Here is a 17,767-nt window from a genome sequence, read left to right as displayed (position 1 = left end):
CGCTTGAACCTCGCGCCTCCTGCCGATAGGGAGGCGCGAGCCCCATGTCCCTCTCGCGCCGTCCCCTCGAGCGAGGCCGTGTCCTCCTCCTGTTGCTCGTCCTCCTGCTCGCCGTGGGCGTGGGGGCTGGCCGGACATGGCTGCGAGGGGAGGCGGCACGCAGCCAGGTGCTGGCCCGGGTAAAGCCCATGCTGGAATCCCGGCTGGGCCCGGTGCGCATCGGCGACGACTTCCACATCGGGTGGTCCGGCACGGTGACCCTGGGGCCGGTGGAGCTTCCAGGGACGCGGCCGGAAGGCCCTCCCGTGGTACGCATCTCGCGTGTCACCGTGCACCTCCGGCGGAGGGCCCTGCTATCGGGCCACGTCGAGGCGAGCCGCGTGGTGCTCGCGGGCGTCCAGGTGGAGGCCGGACCACGGGGGCAGGAGGTGTGGGCCCTCGTCGAGCGGGTGCGCCAGTTACGCCAGAATCGGCGTCCCTCCCCTGTCTCGAGTGAGCGCACGACCCGTGAATTGCCCGAGCTGGAGCTGAGGGACGTACGCCTGGCTTTCGAGCGCCATGGCCGCGTGGAGTGGGGCCTGCTCTCGGCCCAGGTGAGGAGGACGGGCGCGGCGGAAGCAGCCCGATGGGAGGCCACGGCGGAGCTGCCCGGCGGTGGCAGTGCGGTGCTGTCCGTCCAGCCGGGGGAGCCGGGCATGTCGGGGATGCTCCAGGGACGGGGTATCCCGGCGGGCCCGCTGCTGTCGCTCGCGGAACTTCCCTGGCGCATGGAAGGGGGCACGCTGGAGGGGGAAGTGCGGGTGGACGCCACGGGCACCACCTTCTCCGGGGCGATGACGGGGCTCACCGTGAGCGGCCCCCAGCTCGCGCCCGAGCCGGTGGGGCCCCTCTCCCTTTCGGCCGAGGGCCGCGTGCACTGGGACCCGCGAACAAAGCACGTGAAGCTCGAGTCCCTGCGGCTGACGGTGGGCGAGCGGCGCGAAGCACGTGTCGAGGTGCGAGGTGAGGTCGCCTGGAGCGGAGAGCCCCATTTCTCGGTGCAAGCGGAGCTGCAACCGCTCTCCTTCGAGCAGGCCATGGCCGCCCTGCCCGCGGCCCTGGTGCCCGGCACCGAGTTGGCGCGGTTGGAGGGCCAGTTCCAGGCCTCACTGGCGCTCTCGGGACCCATTCTCCAGCGGCGGGACTGGGAGGTGAAAGCGAAGCTGGACCTGTCGGAGCTGAAGCAGTCGGCCCGGGCGGGGCCCCTCCGCTGGCTGCGCGAGCCATTCGAGTACCAACCCCTCACGGCCGATGGCCGCGGGCGGGCGCTGCACATCGGTCCGAGCAATCCAGCCTACCTGCCCCTGGCCGAGATTCCCCATCGACTGGTGCGCGCGGTGTTACGCAGCGAGGACGCGGCCTTCTGGACGCACCGGGGATTCGACTTCGACTCGCTCCGCGACATCCTGCTGGCCCCCGCGGATGACAAGGTGCGAGGCGGCTCCACCCTGACCCAGCAACTCGCCAAGAATCTCTTCCTGTCCCGCGAAAAGACCTACGCGCGCAAGGTGAAGGAAGCGTTCCTCACACTGGGACTGGAGGCCTCGGTGCCCAAGGAGCGGCTGCTCGAGGTGTATCTCAACATCATCGAGTGGGGCCCCGGTCTCTACGGCATCGGCGAAGCGGCTCGTCACTACTTCGGCAAGGACGCGCGAGAGCTGAGCATTCGCGAGTCGGCCTTCCTGGCCACCATCATCCCCAACCCGGTGCGCTACCACGTGTATTGCAGCCGGGGAGCCCTCTCCGACATCTGGACGAAGCACGTGAACGAGCTGTTGGCGGTACTTCACGAGGGAGGCGACCTCACCGAGACGGAGTACCAGGAGGCCCTCACCGCACCGCTCATCTTCACCGGCCATCCTGGCTCGCAGCCACCCGCTGACGAAGAGACGCCGATCCGCGCCATCGTTCCCGGTCGAGACTGACGCTGGTTCCACCCCAGCCCGTTTCACTTGTCGTCGGCGACAAGCGGAATGCTCCCGCCCCGTTTCACTTGTCGCCGGCGACAAGCGGAATGCTCCTGCCTCGTTTCACTTGTCGTCGGCGACAAGCGGAATGCTCCCGCCCCGTTTCACTTGTCGTCGGCGACAAGCGGATGGAGAAAGCCGCAGGTGTCCCGCATCTCGGATGTGAACTCCGAGTGTCGGGACTCCCGTGCGACTACCAGGCACGTAAACGGGCGAATACACATGTCTGAATCCTGGCCCGCGCGTTGCTGGATACCGCACAGCCGCACTCTCGCGGCTCCACCACATTGGGGGGAGCAGTCATGGAACAGACCAACGGAAGCAACACCCTGCCCGAGCTGACGCTCGAGCAGGTGCGGGACTCCATCCTCGGCTACCTGGAGCAGGGCAACGCCGGTCTCTACAACATCGGCCGTCTCTACAACTACACCGTGGACAACAAGCTGGCCGAGAAGAACAAGTACGAGAGCGCCCAGCAGTTCTTCAGCCAGCAGCTCAAGGCGCTCTCGCAGTCGACGTTGAGCCGGTACGGCGCGGTGGCGAGGGAGTTCAGCGAGGAGGCGTGCAAGAAGTACGGCGTGATGAACCTGACCACCCTGCGCAGCTACGCGGCGGCGGCCGACATCCAGCCCACGAGCGGTGACCCGGGGGCCACGCCCATCGACGTCCCGCAGGAAGACGGGCGCGTGGTGCGGAAGCCTTTCGCCGAGTGCACCATGGAAGAGCTGAAGCTGGCCGTGAAGGGCAAGCGCAATCCGTCCCGGGCCACCATGCCCGCCACGGATGCGGCCCGCGTCGAGTTCATGCGGGAGAGCCTCTCGCGGCACTTCGCCCAGAGCGCCCGCGTGCAGTTCAAGACGAACATCAAGGGCGGCAAGACCTTCCTCACCATCCAGGGCGTGCCGCTGGAAGAGGTGGAGCGGCTCATGGAAGCGCTCCTGGACGGCCTCATGCCGCCCGTGCGCGCGGTGGGCTGAGCGACACTACCTGCCCCATGTACGACGGTGGGCGAATCGAACGCCTAAGGTTCGACACCTCACCCGGGGAATCCCACTCACGAGGGAGTCTCCCGGGTATTCTGGGCCCATGCCCAACAGCCTGCTGGTCGTCCATGTGCACGTCCACGTCAAGCCCGAGTCGGTCGAGGCCTTCCGTGAGGCCACCCTGGCCAACGCGCGTGAGAGCGTGAAGGAGACCGGCATCGCCCGCTTCGATGTCGTGCAGGACACCGAGGACCCGACACGGTTCGTGCTCGTCGAGGCCTACAAGACGCCCCAAGCGCCCGCCGCCCACAAGGAGACGGCCCACTACTTGAAGTGGCGGGACACCGTGGCGCCCATGATGGCCGAGCCGCGCACCTCCCGGAAGTACGTCAACTGCTTCCCCGAGGACGCGGGGTGGTGAAATGGCGATGACGGGCTTCGAATTCGCCACCGCCACGCGCATCGTCTTCGGAGCGGGCCGCCTGGCCGAGCTTCCCGAGGCGGTGAAGGCCCTGGGCGGGCACAAGGTGCTGCTCGTCACGGGCCGGGACCCCACGCGCGCCGGGCCGCTGCGCGAGGGGCTTGGCCGGCTCGGCCTCTCCAGTGAAACATTCACGGTGGAGGGAGAGCCCACCGTGGAACGGGTGCGCGAGGGAACCGCCGCCGCGCTCGCCGCACGGTGCGACGCGGTGGTGGCTTTTGGCGGAGGCAGCGCCCTGGACGCGGGCAAGGCCATCGCCGCGCTGGCCGCCAACGGAGGAGACCCGCTCGACTACCTGGAAGTGGTGGGCCGGGGACAGGCGCTGACGAAGCCCTCGCTTCCCCTGGTGGCCATCCCCACCACCGCCGGCACCGGCTCCGAGGTGACGCGCAACGCGGTGCTGGGCGTGAAGGACGCCCAGGTGAAGGCGAGTCTCCGCAGTCCTCTCATGCTGCCGCGGCTGGCCCTCCTGGACCCGGAGTTGCTGACGGGCGCGCCCCCCGCGGTTCTCGCTTCCAGCGGCCTGGACGCGCTCTCCCAGCTCCTCGAGCCCTTCCTCTCGGCCAGGGCCAACCCGCTCACCGATGCCCTGGCGCGCGAGGGGATGGTCCGCTCGGCGCGCTCGCTGCGCCGCGCGGTGTTGGAGGGCCCCGACGCGGCGGCACGGGAGGACCTGGCGCTCGCGAGCCTCTTCGGCGGCCTGTGCCTGGCCAACGCGGGCCTGGGTGCGGTGCATGGATTCGCCGCCCCGGTGGGAGGCATGTTCGAGGCACCACACGGTGCGGTGTGCGCGGCGCTGCTCCCCGCCACGCTGGAGGTGAACCTGCGCGCGCTGCGCGCCCGTGCTCCGTCGCACCCGGCGCTCCCGCGCTTCCAGGAGGTGGCCAGGCTTTTCACCGGGCGTCCGGATGCCCGGGCCGAGGAGGGCATCTCCTGGGTGAAGGAGCTGTGCCAGGCCCTGGGCGTGCCGGGACTCGGACGCTATGGCCTCACGGAGGCCGACGTGCCAAGGCTCGTCACCCGGGCCAAGGCCGCCAGTAGCATGAAGGCCAACCCCCTGCCCCTCACGGACGAGGAGCTCACGGAGATTGCCGTCCGCTCCCGGTGAGCGCCCGCGAAACCCATGGCCAACAGGATCAGCCGGATCACCGCCTTCGTTGAAAAGCGCAAGCTCGGCTTCGGTGTCGCGCGCCTCATCATGATGAGCGGAGTAAACGTCCGCAGCATCGGTCCGAATGATCCGGACCCACCTGACGCCCTGCGACGGCTGGAGCAGGCATTGCCCCAATTGTTGTCGGCCCAGGAGCTGAGTGAGCTCCAGCAGCTCCTCTCGGAGGCATGAAGATGACGGTCTCGATCGGAGTCGGAGTCGGAGATGCCGTGGATGCGGAGAAGGCCGTCCAGGCCGCGGTGGAGCAGGCGCGAGCCCAGCTCGGAGGTGCCACCGCCCAGGCGGCCTACATCACAGCGACGGTGGACTACGAGGCTTCCCGCGTCCACACCGCCTTCCGGGAGGCGCTGGCCGGAGTCCCATTGCATGGGGTGACCACGTCGCTGGGCGTGCTCACGGCGGCTGGTGTCCGCAACGAGGGCCACGGAGCGGTGGCGGTGATGCTGGTGGGCGGCGCACCGGGGACGGCCTTCGTGGCCGCCTCCACCGAGGCGGACGGACGGCGCGCCGGAGAAGCCGCGGCGCGGGAGCTGGTGCGCAAGGCGGGGGGCAGGATGCCGAGGATGATCCTCTTCAACGCCTCCCCCGGTGCGGAGGAGAGCATGCTGGAGGGCATCGCGAGCGTGTGCCCGGACGTGCCGTGTCAGGGAGGCAGCGCCGCGGACCATGCCATCGCCGGACAGTGGAGTGTCTTCACGCACGAGGGCCCGGTCCCCACGGGCGTGTCGCTGCTGGGCCTCTTCGGCGAGGTGCGGGTGGGGACGGCGTTGTGCACGCCCTATACCCCCACGGGGGCCATGGCCCGGGCCACGTCAGCCGAGGGCCGCACCCTGCTGACGTTGGATGGCCAGCCCGCCGCCCAGGTGCTGGGGCGCTGGATGGAAGGCGCCATCGACGACCAGGTGCGCTCGGGCGGCAACATCCTGGCCCAGACGGCGCTGCGGCCCATCGCCGTCCGCCGTGGGGTGAGCCAGCGGGACCACTACGTGACGGTGCACCCGGCCCACGTCCACGCGGACCGGGGCTCGGTGGACGTCTTCGCCCGCATCGAGCCACGGGACGAGGTGTGTCTGATGACGGGTACCGCCGAGGGACTGGTGAACGAGGTGGCCCACCTCATCGACCTGGCGCTGGCACAGGGCAACCTGACCACGCGGGACGTGAAGGGCGCGGCGCTCATCTTCTGCGCCGGGTGCGCGGGCGCACTGGGGCCTCGCGTGGACGAGGGCCTGCGGACATTCTCGCGGCTGCTGCCGGGAGTCCCCCTGCTGGGCCTGTGCACCTTCGGCGAGCAGGGCTACATCCCGGGTCTGGGCAACGTGCACCAGGACCTGTCACTCAGCCTGACGCTGTTCGCCAACGGGCGGCCCTGAGCCCCTTCGAGCGTGCTTCGGCCCGCGCGTCAAGGGCCCTCGCCAGTCCGTTGGAGGCACCCGAATTCGAGGACTCCGTAAACCTCCGCCACGGGTGCCACACGGCCCGTCACAGGGGTGCACTGCTCGTTGCACAGTCAACAAGCCGGGAGCCATCCGCGCTATACCTGCACCGTTCCCTCCGCCCGCGGGCGGGTGACAGGAGCGCGTCGCACCATGGCCCGTTGGTCTCCCGTGCATTCCTTGCTGACGCTGGTGGCGCTCGCCACGAGCGCCTGTCTCTGGACTCCCCCCGAGGAGCCCGAGGCGCCTCGCGAGGAGAAGAAGGCCCCCGCCCCACCGGAGCCCACGGCCTGCATGACGGCGCCCATCGTGACGAACGGGAGCCGGAACCGGATGCGGGTGGCGCTCACCTTCGACGCCTGCTCCACTCGCCACAACGAGTACGACGAGCGCGTCATCCGCACCCTGGTGGAAACGGGGACGCCGGCCACCCTCTTCATCGGCGGCGGGTGGGCGCTGGCCAACCCGGGGCGCATCGAGGAGCTCGCGCAGTACCCGGGCTTCGAGTTCGGCAACCACACCTTCTCCCATCCGCACATGCCCCAGGTGAAGGATGACCAGAAGGTGCTGGAGGAGCTGCAGCGCACGCAACGGGTCGTCTATGACCTGACGGGCCGCATCCCCAAGTACTTCCGCCCGCCTTTCGGCGAGGTGGACCGGCGAGTCGCGTGGCTCGCATCCCAGGCGTCGCTCGTCACCCTCAACTATGATCTCCCCTCGGGGGACCCGGACACCACCATCCCCGCGAAGCGGCTGTCGGACTGGGTGGTGCGCAAGGCGAGCCCTGGCGGCATCGTGGTGCTGCACATGAACCACAAGCGCTTCGCCACCGCGGCGGCGCTGCCGGACATCATCAAGGGGCTGCGCAAGCGCGGCTTCGAGCTCGTCACCGTGGGCACGCTGCTCGAGGACCACACGTGGCCCACGTGCCAGCCCTCGGAGGAGCCCGAGCTTCCCGCGGTGGCGGGAGTCATCCCCTGACGCGCGGCTTCCAGAAGACGAGCTCGGTGACACCCGGGACGGCGAAGCCCGGGAGCTGGCCCACCTGACGGTACCCGTGCCGCTGGTAGAAGCGCTGCGCGCCCTCGTTGAAGTCCGAGGTGAGCAGGAAGTAGCCCCCGGACGGCTCTCCACACCCGGCCTCGTACGCGGCGAGCAGTTGCGCGCCGAGGCCCGAGCCATGCCGATCCTCCCGGATGGCGAGCGTCCGCAGGTAGGCCCCCGTTCCGAAAGTGCCCCGGGTGAGGAACCAGCAAACCCCCACCGGGCCGCTCTCGTCGGTGGCCATGAGCAGGCCCTCGCCCCGCTCCAGCGCCCCCTTGAAGCGAGCCGCCAGGGCCGGGGCCTCCAGGCCATAGGCCTTGAAGAGGGGAAGCGGTGCCAGCGCGGCGGCCAGTGCCGGAAGGTCCTCTGGAGTCGCGGGGCGGATGACTGCGGGCATCGGGTCCTCTCGGGTTGCGGGGGGCCCCGGGAGATTGGACCGGAGCGCCGTGTCACACAACAGGACTCGGGCTCAACCGGTGGCGAGCGCCGCCACGAGCCGGGGGAGCACATCCCCCGCCCGGGCCTCCACCCGCACGTCCACCAACTCTCCCCCACGGCACTCGCCGATGTTGACGAGGCCAATGGGCATGTGGCGATCCGCGGCGCGCTGGAGGAAACGGAAGCCCGAGTAGATGGCCAGGGAGGAGCCCACCACCAGCAGCGCGTCCCCCTCCTCGAGCAGCGAGAACGCCGCCTCCACCGTGGGCGGTGGAACGTTGTCACCGAAGAAGACCACGTCCGGCTTCAGCGTCCCGCCACAGCGGGTGCAGACCGCCACCTGGAAGTCCCGCACCGCTTCGACGGGCAGCTCGGCGTCCCCATCCGGCCGCAGCTCGGCGGTCCGCTCCGCGAAACCGGGGTTGAGGGCCCGCAGGCGCTCCTGCAGCTCCACCCGGGGCTCGATGGCCTCACAGTCCAGACACCGCACCTGGGCGAGCGCCCCGTGGAGCTCGATGACCCGTTGGCTGCCCGCGGCATGGTGCAACCGGTCCACGTTCTGGGTGATGAGGCCCAGCACATGGCCCTCCCGCTCCAGGGTGGCGAGCGCCTGGTGCGCCGCGTTGGGCCGGGCCGACGAGAAACGCGGCCAGCCGAGCAGGCTCCGGGCCCAGTAACGCGTACGCACCTCGGGTCTGGTGAGGAACTCGCGATGCTGGATGGGGTTGCGGGCACGGGCGCGCGTGCCGGGCCCCCGGTAGTCCGGGATGCCCGACTCGGTGCTGCACCCGGCCCCCGTGAGCACCACGAGCCGGCGGCCCCGCAGCAACGTGGCCAGGGCGTCCATGTCGCCGGTGGAGGGAGAGGGTTGTTCCAGGGGGGCGGTCATTCGGGGTGAATCTATAACGTGCCCTCCGCGCGCTCGCTGGACTCCCGCCGGGGGACCAGGCGTCCGGGCATCGTCCGGCGCGAGTCACTTCCAGGGCCAGCTGTCAGGAAGCGGCCAGCTCACCTCCGGTGGGCAGGATGTTTCCCCCGGCGTGCTGGCATCATGAGGCCCATGAGGAAGGTGCTCTGGTTCGCCGGTTACGTCTGGGCACTCCCAGTGACGATACTGGGCCTGATGCTCGCCATGCTCTTCACCCGCCTCGAGTCGGTGGACGAGGAAGGCATCCTCCACTTCGTCGTCCAACCGGGCGGGCCGCTCGGCTGGTACATGCGCCGCTTCCACATCGCCGCCTTCACCATTGGCGCCGTGGTCACCTATTCCGGCGCGGACGGCCCCCGGCAGATCCGCCTGGTGCGCCACGAGCGCGCGCACGTCATGCAGACCCTCGTGCTCGGCCCGCTGTTCCTCCCCCTCTACGGGCTCGCCTCGCTCTGGCAGCTCGCACGCGGCGGCCACCCGTACCGCGACAACTGGTTCGAGGTCCGGGCGCGCGCGGCGGAAATCCCGGGCTACCGCACGCTGCGTCTCGTGCGCTAGGCACCCGCGATGGGGATGGTGAAGAAGAAGGTACTGCCCCGTCCCAGCTCGCTCTCCACCCAGATCTTCCCGCCATGCGCCTCGACGAGCCCCCGGGCGATGGACAGCCCGAGTCCGGCCCCTCGGCGATCCTTCCGGTCCCCCTGCCAGAAGCGCTCGAAGACGCGCGTGAGTGTCTCCGGGGCGATCCCCGGCCCGGTGTCGCGCACGAAGAAGCGGAGTTGCCCGTCCTGGACCCCAGCCCCCACACTCACCTGCCCTCCGGGCGGGGTGAACTTCAGTGCGTTGCCCAGCAGGTTGGAGAAGAGCTGCAGGAGCCGATCCCGATCCGCGAGCACGGACGGCAGCGCTCCCCGCACCTCGAGCCCCAGGTGCACCTGCCCGGCCTGGGCCTGCGGGCGGGCCGCCTCGAGGGCCGCGTGCAGGAGTGTCTCGGTGGGCTGGGGGCTCGGGTTGATGGACAGCTGGCCTGCCTCCATCCGGGCCACGTCCAGCAGGTCGTCGATCAGCCGGTTCATGCGTCTGGCGGAAGAGAGGATCATCGCCAGCACCTCCTCGTCTCCACCCCAGGCCGCGCCCTCGCCACCGCGTGCCCGTAGCCGCCGCTGCAAGGAATGGGTACTGAGGACGATGGAGTTCAAGGGGCTGCGCAAATCATGGGCCACAATGCCCAGCACGTCGTCACGGGCCCGGGTGGCGCGGCGCGCGGACTGGTACAGCCGGGCGTTCTCCACCGCCAGACTGGCGAGCCGGCCCAACCCCTGGGCGAACTCCAGATCCGCCGGGGTGTAGCTGCGTCCGGACTCGGAGGCGATGAACACCAGCGCCCCGAGCCTGCTCTCCTTCGTCCCGAGCGGCACGCCCATGAGGGAGCGCGGCTCCATCCGCCGGAGCAGCTCGAGGTGCCCGGCGCTCTGTGACATGGACGTGAGCTGCTCCGGCGTGACGCGGGGAAGCAACAAGGGCTCCTGGCACACCAGCACCTCGCGCGCGAGGAAGGGTTGGTCCATGTCGAGCGGGAAGCCCTGGATGGCCGCCGCCAGTTCCTGCTTGCCTGGCTGCCGGTGGGCCACCTCCGCGCGGCGCACCTGCTTTCCCTCCACGAGGTAGACGAGACACCAGTCCGCGAGTGATTGCACCGCGAGCTGGGCGACACTGGAGAGCGTCCGCTCGGACTCCAGCGAGGAAGAGAGCATCTCCCCGGCCCTCACCAGGAAGCGCTGCTCCTCCTCCACGCGCTTCTGCGCGGAGACATCCCGGAGGATGACCGTCAGGAGGGGCTTGCCGTCCAGCTCGAGCTTGGAGATGGCCGCCTCGGCGGGGAACTCCTCGCCCGTCTTCCGCAGGCCCAAGAGGAGCCGGCGCTCGCCCATCCTCCGGGACTCCTCCGAGCCCGCGGCGAAGCCCTGGATGAACTGGCGGTGGTGGGCCCGGAAGCGCTCGGGAAGGAGCATGTCGAGCGGCTGCCCCAGCGCCTCGGACGCGCTGTACCCGAAGATGGCCTCCGCCCCGGAGTTGAAGATGGTGATGCGCTGCGCCTCGTCCATGGAGATGATGGCATCCGCGGCGATGGCGACGATGCCCGCGAACCGGGCCTCCGAGGCCGCGCGCTCCGCCGCGTTCCGCTCCGCTTCCGCCTGCGCCGTGTGCCTCCGGCGGAGCTCGCGCAGGATGAACACCGTCTGCACCCCCAAGATGGCCATGGCGAACGGAATCGCCAGCAGATACACGCGCACGGCGCGCTCCATCACCTCGCGCGTCTGGCGCTGCGCGGCGTCCATCTCTCCCCGCTCGTACCGCAGCAGTTCCTGGATGTGGCCGTCCAATACCTCACGCCCGGCCTGCAGCTCTCCGGTGATTCGCGGCAGCAGTTGCTCCAGGGGCACGCCTCGCTGGCGCTGCTCCATCAACTCCAGGGCGAGGGCACGAATGCGCGCCTCGGCACGTCCGCTCTCCTCCAGCAATGCCCGCTCCACCGGAGCCTGGCTCGTCCCGAGCAGCTGCCGCAACGTCTGGTCGAACTGGACGCGCGAGGCCTCGAGGGCCTCCGCCATCTGGACGCTTGGGGAGAGCAGCTCGCCACGGACCAGCCGGCCCAGATGCTGGCTCTCCGCGTTCAGCCGCTCGGCCGCCAGGGCCTGCCCGGTGGCCAAAGCGTAACGCCGCAAGGCGTCCTGCTCGTGCATCACCACCCGGAGCACCACCAGCAGAGCGCCCACCGCGATCAACACGGGAACGAGCACCCTTGCCGTAGCGGTGGACAGGAAGCGGTGCATGTTCCGGCCGGAAATCCCCCCGGCACCGCCCGGATGCCAGGCCCATGAGCGATGCCCCTCTCGGGATAGCGCGAAGCGGCGGGCTCCACCATGTGTCGCCGGGACAGCGAGATTGATGAGTAGATGACAACTCAACCGCAACACAGCGCGTCACCCAGAGGATGACGCGGCCTGTCATTGATTGGCGCCTCAGGCAAACAGCGCCCCGCGGAGAGTTCGTTTCAAGCTGTTCGAATCAGCCAAACTTTCTGTTATATCGACGATGCCGGCGAATAAGCCGTGCTCCTGTTTCACCCCCAATTCACGATTCCAGGAGTCATCATGTTCTCTCGTCTCAACGGGCAGGGTGTGTCCCTCGCCGTGACGCTCACGGCCAGCCTGGTGCTGGGCGGCGACGCCCTCGCGAGCACCATCAACCAGAACACGTCGTGGACCATCAACCGTGGCGCCGCCTCGACGTACCGCGTCGTGGCCTACGGCGACTCCATCTTCGCCGGCTACAACGGTGGCCTCTTCAGCGTGGGCAAGCGCGCGGCGCCCGCCGTCGAGGGCGAGTACCTGGCCAAGGACTTCGGCTCCAACATCGAGGTGGTGCGCCGTACCAAGTCCGGCGCGAGGGCCGACGACATCTACAACAACAAGATCGTCTCCGAGCGCTCGTACATGCAGACGGCCAACACCCGCGTGGTGATGTTCGAGATGTGCGGCAACGACTACCTGCAGGCGCGCTCTGCCTTCACGGACCAGACGGGCACCTGTAACTACGCCGGTCTGGACACGGCCCTGGCCAACTGCACCACGTACACGGAGAGGGCCATGCAGGCCATCAACCAGTACGCGACGTCGGCCAAGGCCAAGATCGTCATGAACATCTACTATCCCGGCTTCGACGCGGACAACGTGCAGACCAGCTGCACGGACTCCAGCACCGGGACGAGGATCAACAAGCGCGCCAAGTTCCTGCCCTACCTGGCCAAGAGCAACTGGCGCACCTGCAACCTGGCGGAGAAGTACGGCTTCAAGTGCGCGGACGCGTTCGCCGAGTACATGGGCGCGGACTACGACACCAACGGTGACGGGCGGATCGACAGCGACGCCCTGCGCTACGTCTCCGGCGAGTCCGAGGCCGCCTACGTGGCCCGCATCACCGGCGCGCTGGTGGGCACGCTGCGCGACGCCAACACGCACTTCGCGAGCTCGGGCACCAGCTTCGACTACATCCAGTCGGACAACACGCACCCGACCTTCTACGGCGGCACGATGAGCACGGGCTCGACCACGAGCGCCCCGACGTTCACCGACACGCAGATGGTGGGCGGCAAGAACCCCGAGTGGAACAAGTCGGGCCACGAGCGCGCCGGCTGGATCATGTCCCTGCTGGACCCGGCCACGCCGTAATCCCCCGGAAGTTCCCGGGCGGGGAGTCACCTCCCCGCCTGGCCTCCCCGCCCTCTCCCCGTTGGGAGGGGGCCGGGTCGAGGCCCCGCCTCCCCTGCCCCCGCGCGTGGACCATGCGCTCCCGGCGGTGACGGGTTAGGGTGCGCGGCATGAATCGGATGTTGGAGCTTCGGGCGCGTTGGACCCTCGTCACCGGTGCCTCGTCTGGACTGGGTGAGGAGATGGCCCGTTCCATCGCGAGGGACCAGGGTGGCAACGTGTTGGTGGTGGCGCGGCGGCGGGAGCGGCTGGAGGCGCTGTGCGAGGAGCTGCGCTCGCGCTACGGCGTGCAGGCCGCCTTCATCGTGGCCGACCTGTCACGGCCCGAGGACGTGGAGCGCGTCTTCACCGAGGCCACGCGCGAGCGGGACGTCCACGGCGTCATCCTCAACGCCGGCGTGGCGTACTGGGGGGATGCGCTGAAGCTGGAGTGGAATGAGTTCCAGTCCATGCTGAACACCAACGTCACCAGCCTGGTGCGTCTCTCCACCCTCTTCGCGCGCCACCTCGTCGAGCGCGGGACCCAGGGCGGGCTGATGTTCGTCTCCAGCGTGGCGGGCTTCATCCCGGTGCCGTACCAGGCGGCCTACAGCGGCACCAAGGCCTTCGTCACCAGCTATGGACAGGCGCTGACGCAGGAGCTGCGGCCCCAGGGCGTGTCCGTCACCGTCTTCGCTCCGGGCGGCATCTCCACGGAGATGCTCGACCGGACGGGGCTGTCCAACCGCTTCAAGTCGGGCGACCTGGGGATGATGAGCGCCACGGACTGCGCCGCGCACGCGGTGCGGGCCTTCATGCACCGCAAGGAGCTCTACGTCCCCGGACTGCTCAACCAGACGCTGACGCTGGCCGCGAGGCTGCTCCCGCGCGGCTTCCTCGCCCAGCGCACCGCCGCCATGTACCGGCCCGAGCGCTGAACGGCCTCCGCCTCACACGTGGCGGGGCCGGCGCCAGAAGGGCGGGCGCCGGGGGGCGCGCTTCTCGAGTTGCTCCGCCACGTCTCCCTTCAAGGGCAGCCCGAGGCGCTCGCGCCGCAGGAGGAGCAGCTCCCGGATGACGATCTGACAGGCGCCCACGATGGGCACCGCCAGGAAGGTGCCGAGCACCCCGGCCAGCTCGGCGAAGAGGATGATGCCGAGCAGCGTCACCAGCGGGTTGAGCTCCACGGTGCGCTTGTAGATGACGGGCGCCAGCACGTGGTTCTCGAACTGCTGGTAGAGGGTGGCGTAGATGCCCACCGCCAGGAAGTCCCAGACACCGCCCGAGGCGTACGCCACCACGGCGAGCAGCAAGCCGGCCGCGGTAGCGCCCAGCAAGGGGATGAGGCTGCCCAGACCGGAGAGGATTCCGAGCGGCAGGAAGAAGGGCACGCCGAGGATGGCCAGGAAGATGGTGGCGCAGACCGCGTTCACCACGCCAATGAGGGCCAGCCCGCTCAGGTAGCCCCCCACGGCCTGGTACACCTTGTTCAACACCCGCTCGTAGCGCTGGCGGTGGGCCGGCAGGGACTCGGCGAGCACGCCCCGCACCACCCGGCCGCCATAGACGAGCATGAAGACGACGAGGAAGAGCACGGTGACGAAGGCGCCCACGCCCGCCACCAGCCCTCGCAGCACGCGCAGGGCCGGATCCACGGTCCGCTGGAGGAGCCCGGAGCCGTCCCCGCCGAACGACCCCAGCCGCCGCTCCAGGCCCAGCCGCGCGTCGAGCCACTGGAAGAGCCAGGTCTGGTGCATGCGCTCGTTGAGCTCCGGCAGCCGCTCGATCAACTCCCGGACCTGGGCCACGGTGGCGGGGATGATGAGGAAGCCCACCCCCACGAGCGTCCCGAGGACGAGGAGTATCACCGTGGCGATGGCCAGGGGCCGCTTCAGGCCCCACCGTTGCAGCCATTCCACCCCATGGTTGAAGGCGACCGCCAGGAGGATGGCCGTGACACTGAGAGTGAGGGTGATGATGCCGTGGATGAGCAGGTAGAGGGCGGCCAGCACCCCCACCACGGTGGCGCAGACGGTGAGCACCGTCTTCACCGTCACCTGGGAGCGAGGCACCACCACCGGCTCCCGGTCGTTCACGGGTTCGAGTGGCGAACGAATGGGCCTCTCTGGTTCCACGCTCAACCCTCCCTGAAGGCCAAAGCCTCCAGGAAAGCTGGGGCTCCACTGGCCGCAGCGGCAACGCCCCCTCCGTCAAGGAGGCCATCCGCCTGTCCGCCCGGCTCCCCGGCGCATTTCGAGCCAAACGAGAGCAGCCGGATAGAATGCGGCAGCCCATGCGTGCCAATCGATGGACCGATGACTTCCTCGACGGCTTCCGCCAGCGGGGGGACCCGCTCGCCGACGAGACCGTGAAGACCCTGTTCCAGCGGGGACAGGTGGAGACCGCGAACGACCTGCTGAAGCAACTCATCCGCAACGATCAGCTCGTCCCCGGCGAGCTCCCGGAGATGTTGCGCGAGTACCTGCTGCGCACGGAGCAACTCCCCGCCTGGGCGGACCCGGACACCGTGCGCCACGGCGAGGCGCTGTTCGGCCGGTACGGGCCGCAGGCCGTCGTTTCCCTCTTCTGTGGGGCCCTGCCGGCCAGCTACGCGGCGGCCCACGGCGTCCAGGTCATCCACCTCACCGCCCGGCTGGCCACGGACCCCTTCCGCCGCATCATGGAAACGGCGCAGATGCTGATCGACGTGCTGGCGCCGGACGGGCTGGCCCCGGGCGGCAGCGGCATCCGCAGCGCCCAGAAGGTGCGCCTGATGCACGCGGCGGTGCGCCACCTCATCCTGGAGAGCGGGCAGTGGAACCCCGAGTGGGGCTACCCCATCAACCAGGAGGACCTGGCGGGAACCCTGGTCGACTTCTCGTACGCCGTCATCATGGGTCTCGAGAAGCTGGGCTGCACGCTGTCCAGGGAGGAGCAGAACGCCTACCTGCACTGCTGGAAGGTGGTGGGGCACCTGATGGGGTTGGAGACGGCCGTGCTGCCGGAGGACATCGAGGACTGCGCGGCGCTCGCCGAGGTCGTCCAGCGGCGCCACTTCCGCGCCAGCCCCGAGGGGCAGGAGATGACGCGCGCGCTCATCCAGATGGCCGAGCACGTCACGCCGGGCAACCTCTTCGATGGAATGGCGGCCTCGCTCATCCGCCACATCCTCGGCGAGGAGATCGCCGACATGCTGAAGGTCCCCGCCGCGGACTGGACCCGGTACCTGATCGGCCCCCTGGCCATGCTGGGCAGGGCCTCGGATGAGCTGGGAGACAACTCCAAGATGGTGGCACGGCTCGCGGAGGTGTTCGGCCGCAAGCTGGTGGAAGGAATGGTGTGGATGAACCGCGGCGCTGGGCGGCCCCCCTTCCGCATCCCCAGCAAGCTGCGCGAGTCCTGGAACGTGCAGGGCCGCTAGGCACGCCGGTGCTCGACGAGCACTGAGCCGGGCCGGCCTCTCACTCCCCACCTCCGTGCACCCCCCGGACGAAGCCCCGCACGGGAAACGTGCGCCTCGAATACAAATGCAACTTGATTACAGATGCCTGCCGATGGCACATTGATGCCGCTTTGACGGGAAAGCCCGGAAGCACTTGCGCCCCACGAATGGCGCATGCGGGAGACTCGCGGTGGCTCGAATGGTCTGGAGCGTGGGAGTGGGAGGGCTGGCGCTGGCGCTGCTGGCGGCGGCCTGGCTGAGCCGCCCGGTGGAGCTGCCCCAGGCCGGGCCTCCGCTGGCCGGGTCCGAGGAGCCTGGCGCACGAGCCCCGTCCCCCGCACCGGCGGCGCCCGAGGCCGTCCCAGCGGCCACCTCCAAGCCCCTCGCGCCTCCCGCGGTGGTGTCCCCCCGCCCGCCCACGGCATCCGCCCCGGTGGTGCCCGGCACGGCTCCGAGGCCCTGGCCCGAGGCCCCGCGCGCCCGCCGCACGCTGCCGGAGCAGTACCTGCGCATCGTGCGTGCATTGCGCGCCGATCACGCCACACCCCTCGCGCGCCGGGACGCGGTGCTCGCCGAGTTCCACGCGTCCGGAGAGAGCCAGGAGCCGTGGACGCAGGGGGCACGCTCGGCGCTGGATGCCTGGCGCACCACCATTGAAGCGGACGTGCTGCCCGTGCAGTCCGAGCCGCCGCGCTGCTACGCCGCCGGCTGCGTGGCGCGTGTCACCTTCCCGGACGCGGCCTCCTATGAGGAAGCACGGCAGCGGGTCCCCGCCCTGAAGCTCGGGGACGTGGGGCCCCACATGCAACTGCCTCCCGAGCACCTCCCGTCCGGCCAGGTCGTCGTGTCCTGGGCGGTGCTTCCCCCGAAGCGCACCTGAGCCGTCATTCGTCGTTCCCGAAGTGTCAACCCCGCAGTCCCCCCAACCAGGAGTCACATCATGAAGAGCGTATTCAAGAAGAGCCTGCTGGCCTCCGGCGTCGCGCTGCTGCTCACCGGCTGCGGCAGCACCACCGAGGCCGAGCCCCAGCCGTCCTCGCTGGAGACGCGGGAGGACGAGCTGCTCTCGGCCTGCGGCGAGCCCGAGGCCACGGAGCTGCTCGAGGTGGCCGAGCACGCGTGCTACCACGCGGAGTACGGTCCCTTCGAGACCGTGACGGCCGCGGCGCTGGGCACCACCCCGTTCGTGGACGTCAGCACGCCGCACACCGCCTACAACATCACCCTGCCGGCCCGCAGCTTCGGCTACGGCGGCGCGGTGAACTTCATCCCGGAGGAGTCCGGCGAGTACGCCTTCCTCCTGTCGCGTCATCGCGGCCTGCGCATCTTCAACGGCAACACCGAGGTGGCGCGTGAGTGCCGCCTCCAGGTGCCCGCGGAGACGTGCGACAGCCTGCGCACCACCATCGTGGCGGACCTCGAGGCCAACGTGGAGTACCGCCTGGAGTTCAAGGCGATCTTCCCGCAGAACGCCCAGTTCACCCTCCTCGTCGAGGAGGCGGGCCACCACCACGAGGAGTAGCGCCGCCGGCCTCGCAGCTTCTGTATCGTAGTTGCATTTTCCACCAGGATACGGCAAGGAATCGGC

General features: G+C 69.7%; 17 protein-coding genes. 13 read left to right on the top strand and 4 right to left on the bottom strand.

Features of this window, described 5'->3' with window-relative positions:
• The first annotated feature begins 44 nt into the window (after positions 1-44).
• From BO221_RS20520 to BO221_RS20490, 7 genes are all read left to right on the top strand, one after another.
• The gene (locus BO221_RS20520) at positions 45-1,964 is read left to right on the top strand and encodes a biosynthetic peptidoglycan transglycosylase (RefSeq protein WP_073562159.1); all 1,920 of its coding nucleotides are present in this window, start codon (positions 45-47) and stop codon (positions 1,962-1,964) included.
• Positions 1,965-2,308: 344 nt separating this feature from the next.
• Complete coding sequence (locus BO221_RS20515; protein WP_073562158.1) at positions 2,309-2,983, top strand: hypothetical protein; 675 nt, start codon at positions 2,309-2,311, stop codon at positions 2,981-2,983.
• A gap of 109 nt (positions 2,984-3,092) precedes the next feature.
• Complete coding sequence (locus BO221_RS20510; protein WP_073562157.1) at positions 3,093-3,410, top strand: antibiotic biosynthesis monooxygenase; 318 nt, start codon at positions 3,093-3,095, stop codon at positions 3,408-3,410.
• 1 nt (position 3,411) lies between these two features.
• Positions 3,412-4,578, top strand: coding sequence for an iron-containing alcohol dehydrogenase (locus BO221_RS20505; RefSeq protein ID WP_073562156.1), 1,167 nt, complete (start codon positions 3,412-3,414; stop codon positions 4,576-4,578).
• 15 nt (positions 4,579-4,593) lie between these two features.
• On the top strand, positions 4,594-4,812 hold the full coding sequence (locus BO221_RS20500) for a hypothetical protein (protein WP_073562155.1): 219 nt from the start codon (positions 4,594-4,596) through the stop codon (positions 4,810-4,812).
• A gap of 2 nt (positions 4,813-4,814) precedes the next feature.
• Positions 4,815-6,014, top strand: a complete 1,200-nt coding sequence (locus BO221_RS20495; protein WP_073562154.1) for an FIST signal transduction protein — start codon at positions 4,815-4,817, stop codon at positions 6,012-6,014.
• Positions 6,015-6,230: 216 nt separating this feature from the next.
• Positions 6,231-7,058: a polysaccharide deacetylase family protein gene (locus BO221_RS20490; RefSeq protein WP_073562153.1), complete on the top strand. Its 828-nt coding sequence runs from the start codon at positions 6,231-6,233 to the stop codon at positions 7,056-7,058.
• Here BO221_RS20490 and BO221_RS20485 read toward each other — a convergent pair.
• Together BO221_RS20485 and BO221_RS20480 are read right to left on the bottom strand one after the other, a co-directional pair.
• Positions 7,048-7,518: a GNAT family N-acetyltransferase gene (locus BO221_RS20485; protein WP_052518316.1), complete on the bottom strand. Its 471-nt coding sequence runs from the start codon at positions 7,516-7,518 to the stop codon at positions 7,048-7,050. The genes BO221_RS20490 and BO221_RS20485 overlap by 11 nt on opposite strands.
• A gap of 72 nt (positions 7,519-7,590) precedes the next feature.
• A complete protein-coding gene (locus BO221_RS20480; protein ID WP_073562152.1) occupies positions 7,591-8,448 on the bottom strand; it encodes an NAD-dependent protein deacetylase in 858 nt (285 codons plus the stop codon).
• A gap of 171 nt (positions 8,449-8,619) precedes the next feature.
• Between BO221_RS20480 and BO221_RS20475 the strand changes: the two genes are divergently transcribed.
• Positions 8,620-9,045, top strand: a complete 426-nt coding sequence (locus BO221_RS20475) for a hypothetical protein (RefSeq protein ID WP_073562151.1) — start codon at positions 8,620-8,622, stop codon at positions 9,043-9,045.
• Here the strand turns inward: BO221_RS20475 and BO221_RS20470 are convergent.
• Positions 9,042-11,321, bottom strand: coding sequence for an ATP-binding protein (locus tag BO221_RS20470; protein WP_143195574.1), 2,280 nt, complete (start codon positions 11,319-11,321; stop codon positions 9,042-9,044). The two genes, BO221_RS20475 and BO221_RS20470, sit on opposite strands and share 4 nt — an antisense overlap.
• A 321-nt stretch (positions 11,322-11,642) precedes the next feature.
• Between BO221_RS20470 and BO221_RS20465 the strand changes: the two genes are divergently transcribed.
• Together BO221_RS20465 and BO221_RS20460 are read left to right on the top strand one after the other, a co-directional pair.
• Complete coding sequence (locus tag BO221_RS20465; protein ID WP_073562149.1) at positions 11,643-12,719, top strand: SGNH/GDSL hydrolase family protein; 1,077 nt, start codon at positions 11,643-11,645, stop codon at positions 12,717-12,719.
• Between the two features lie 149 nt (positions 12,720-12,868).
• Positions 12,869-13,675, top strand: a complete 807-nt coding sequence (locus BO221_RS20460; RefSeq protein WP_233166174.1) for an SDR family oxidoreductase — start codon at positions 12,869-12,871, stop codon at positions 13,673-13,675.
• Between the two features lie 12 nt (positions 13,676-13,687).
• Here the strand turns inward: BO221_RS20460 and BO221_RS20455 are convergent, their stop codons facing one another.
• On the bottom strand, positions 13,688-14,872 hold the full coding sequence (locus BO221_RS20455) for an AI-2E family transporter (RefSeq protein WP_158079885.1): 1,185 nt from the start codon (positions 14,870-14,872) through the stop codon (positions 13,688-13,690).
• Positions 14,873-15,030: 158 nt separating this feature from the next.
• Between BO221_RS20455 and BO221_RS20450 the strand changes: the two genes are divergently transcribed.
• The 3 genes from BO221_RS20450 (at position 15,031) to BO221_RS20440 (ending at position 17,701) form a co-directional block, all read left to right on the top strand.
• Positions 15,031-16,158, top strand: a complete 1,128-nt coding sequence (locus BO221_RS20450) for an oxygenase MpaB family protein (protein ID WP_158079884.1) — start codon at positions 15,031-15,033, stop codon at positions 16,156-16,158.
• A gap of 220 nt (positions 16,159-16,378) precedes the next feature.
• Positions 16,379-17,059, top strand: coding sequence for a hypothetical protein (locus BO221_RS20445; protein ID WP_233166191.1), 681 nt, complete (start codon positions 16,379-16,381; stop codon positions 17,057-17,059).
• A 60-nt stretch (positions 17,060-17,119) separates the two neighbouring features.
• The gene (locus BO221_RS20440) at positions 17,120-17,701 is read left to right on the top strand and encodes a hypothetical protein (protein ID WP_073562144.1); all 582 of its coding nucleotides are present in this window, start codon (positions 17,120-17,122) and stop codon (positions 17,699-17,701) included.
• Positions 17,702-17,767 lie beyond the last annotated feature (66 nt).

The organism is Archangium sp. Cb G35 (assembly GCF_001896145.1).
Classification (GTDB): domain Bacteria; phylum Myxococcota; class Myxococcia; order Myxococcales; family Myxococcaceae; genus Archangium; species Archangium violaceum.
This window is presented reverse-complemented; position numbering and strand designations above follow the sequence as displayed.

Excerpts from the sequence above, each read along its gene's own strand:
- BO221_RS20520 (WP_073562159.1), top strand. The coding sequence starts at position 45 with ATGTCCCTCTCGCGCCGTCCCCTCGAGCGAGGCCGTGTCCTCCTCCTG.
- BO221_RS20515 (WP_073562158.1), top strand. The coding sequence starts at position 2,309 with ATGGAACAGACCAACGGAAGCAACACCCTGCCCGAGCTGACGCTCGAG.
- BO221_RS20510 (WP_073562157.1), top strand. The coding sequence starts at position 3,093 with ATGCCCAACAGCCTGCTGGTCGTCCATGTGCACGTCCACGTCAAGCCC.
- BO221_RS20505 (WP_073562156.1), top strand. The coding sequence starts at position 3,412 with ATGGCGATGACGGGCTTCGAATTCGCCACCGCCACGCGCATCGTCTTC.
- BO221_RS20500 (WP_073562155.1), top strand. The coding sequence starts at position 4,594 with ATGGCCAACAGGATCAGCCGGATCACCGCCTTCGTTGAAAAGCGCAAG.
- BO221_RS20495 (WP_073562154.1), top strand. The coding sequence starts at position 4,815 with ATGACGGTCTCGATCGGAGTCGGAGTCGGAGATGCCGTGGATGCGGAG.
- BO221_RS20490 (WP_073562153.1), top strand. The coding sequence starts at position 6,231 with ATGGCCCGTTGGTCTCCCGTGCATTCCTTGCTGACGCTGGTGGCGCTC.
- BO221_RS20485 (WP_052518316.1), bottom strand. The coding sequence starts at position 7,518 with ATGCCCGCAGTCATCCGCCCCGCGACTCCAGAGGACCTTCCGGCACTG.
- BO221_RS20480 (WP_073562152.1), bottom strand. The coding sequence starts at position 8,448 with ATGACCGCCCCCCTGGAACAACCCTCTCCCTCCACCGGCGACATGGAC.
- BO221_RS20475 (WP_073562151.1), top strand. The coding sequence starts at position 8,620 with ATGAGGAAGGTGCTCTGGTTCGCCGGTTACGTCTGGGCACTCCCAGTG.
- BO221_RS20470 (WP_143195574.1), bottom strand. The coding sequence starts at position 11,321 with ATGCACCGCTTCCTGTCCACCGCTACGGCAAGGGTGCTCGTTCCCGTG.
- BO221_RS20465 (WP_073562149.1), top strand. The coding sequence starts at position 11,643 with ATGTTCTCTCGTCTCAACGGGCAGGGTGTGTCCCTCGCCGTGACGCTC.
- BO221_RS20460 (WP_233166174.1), top strand. The coding sequence starts at position 12,869 with ATGAATCGGATGTTGGAGCTTCGGGCGCGTTGGACCCTCGTCACCGGT.
- BO221_RS20450 (WP_158079884.1), top strand. The coding sequence starts at position 15,031 with ATGCGTGCCAATCGATGGACCGATGACTTCCTCGACGGCTTCCGCCAG.
- BO221_RS20445 (WP_233166191.1), top strand. The coding sequence starts at position 16,379 with ATGGTCTGGAGCGTGGGAGTGGGAGGGCTGGCGCTGGCGCTGCTGGCG.
- BO221_RS20440 (WP_073562144.1), top strand. The coding sequence starts at position 17,120 with ATGAAGAGCGTATTCAAGAAGAGCCTGCTGGCCTCCGGCGTCGCGCTG.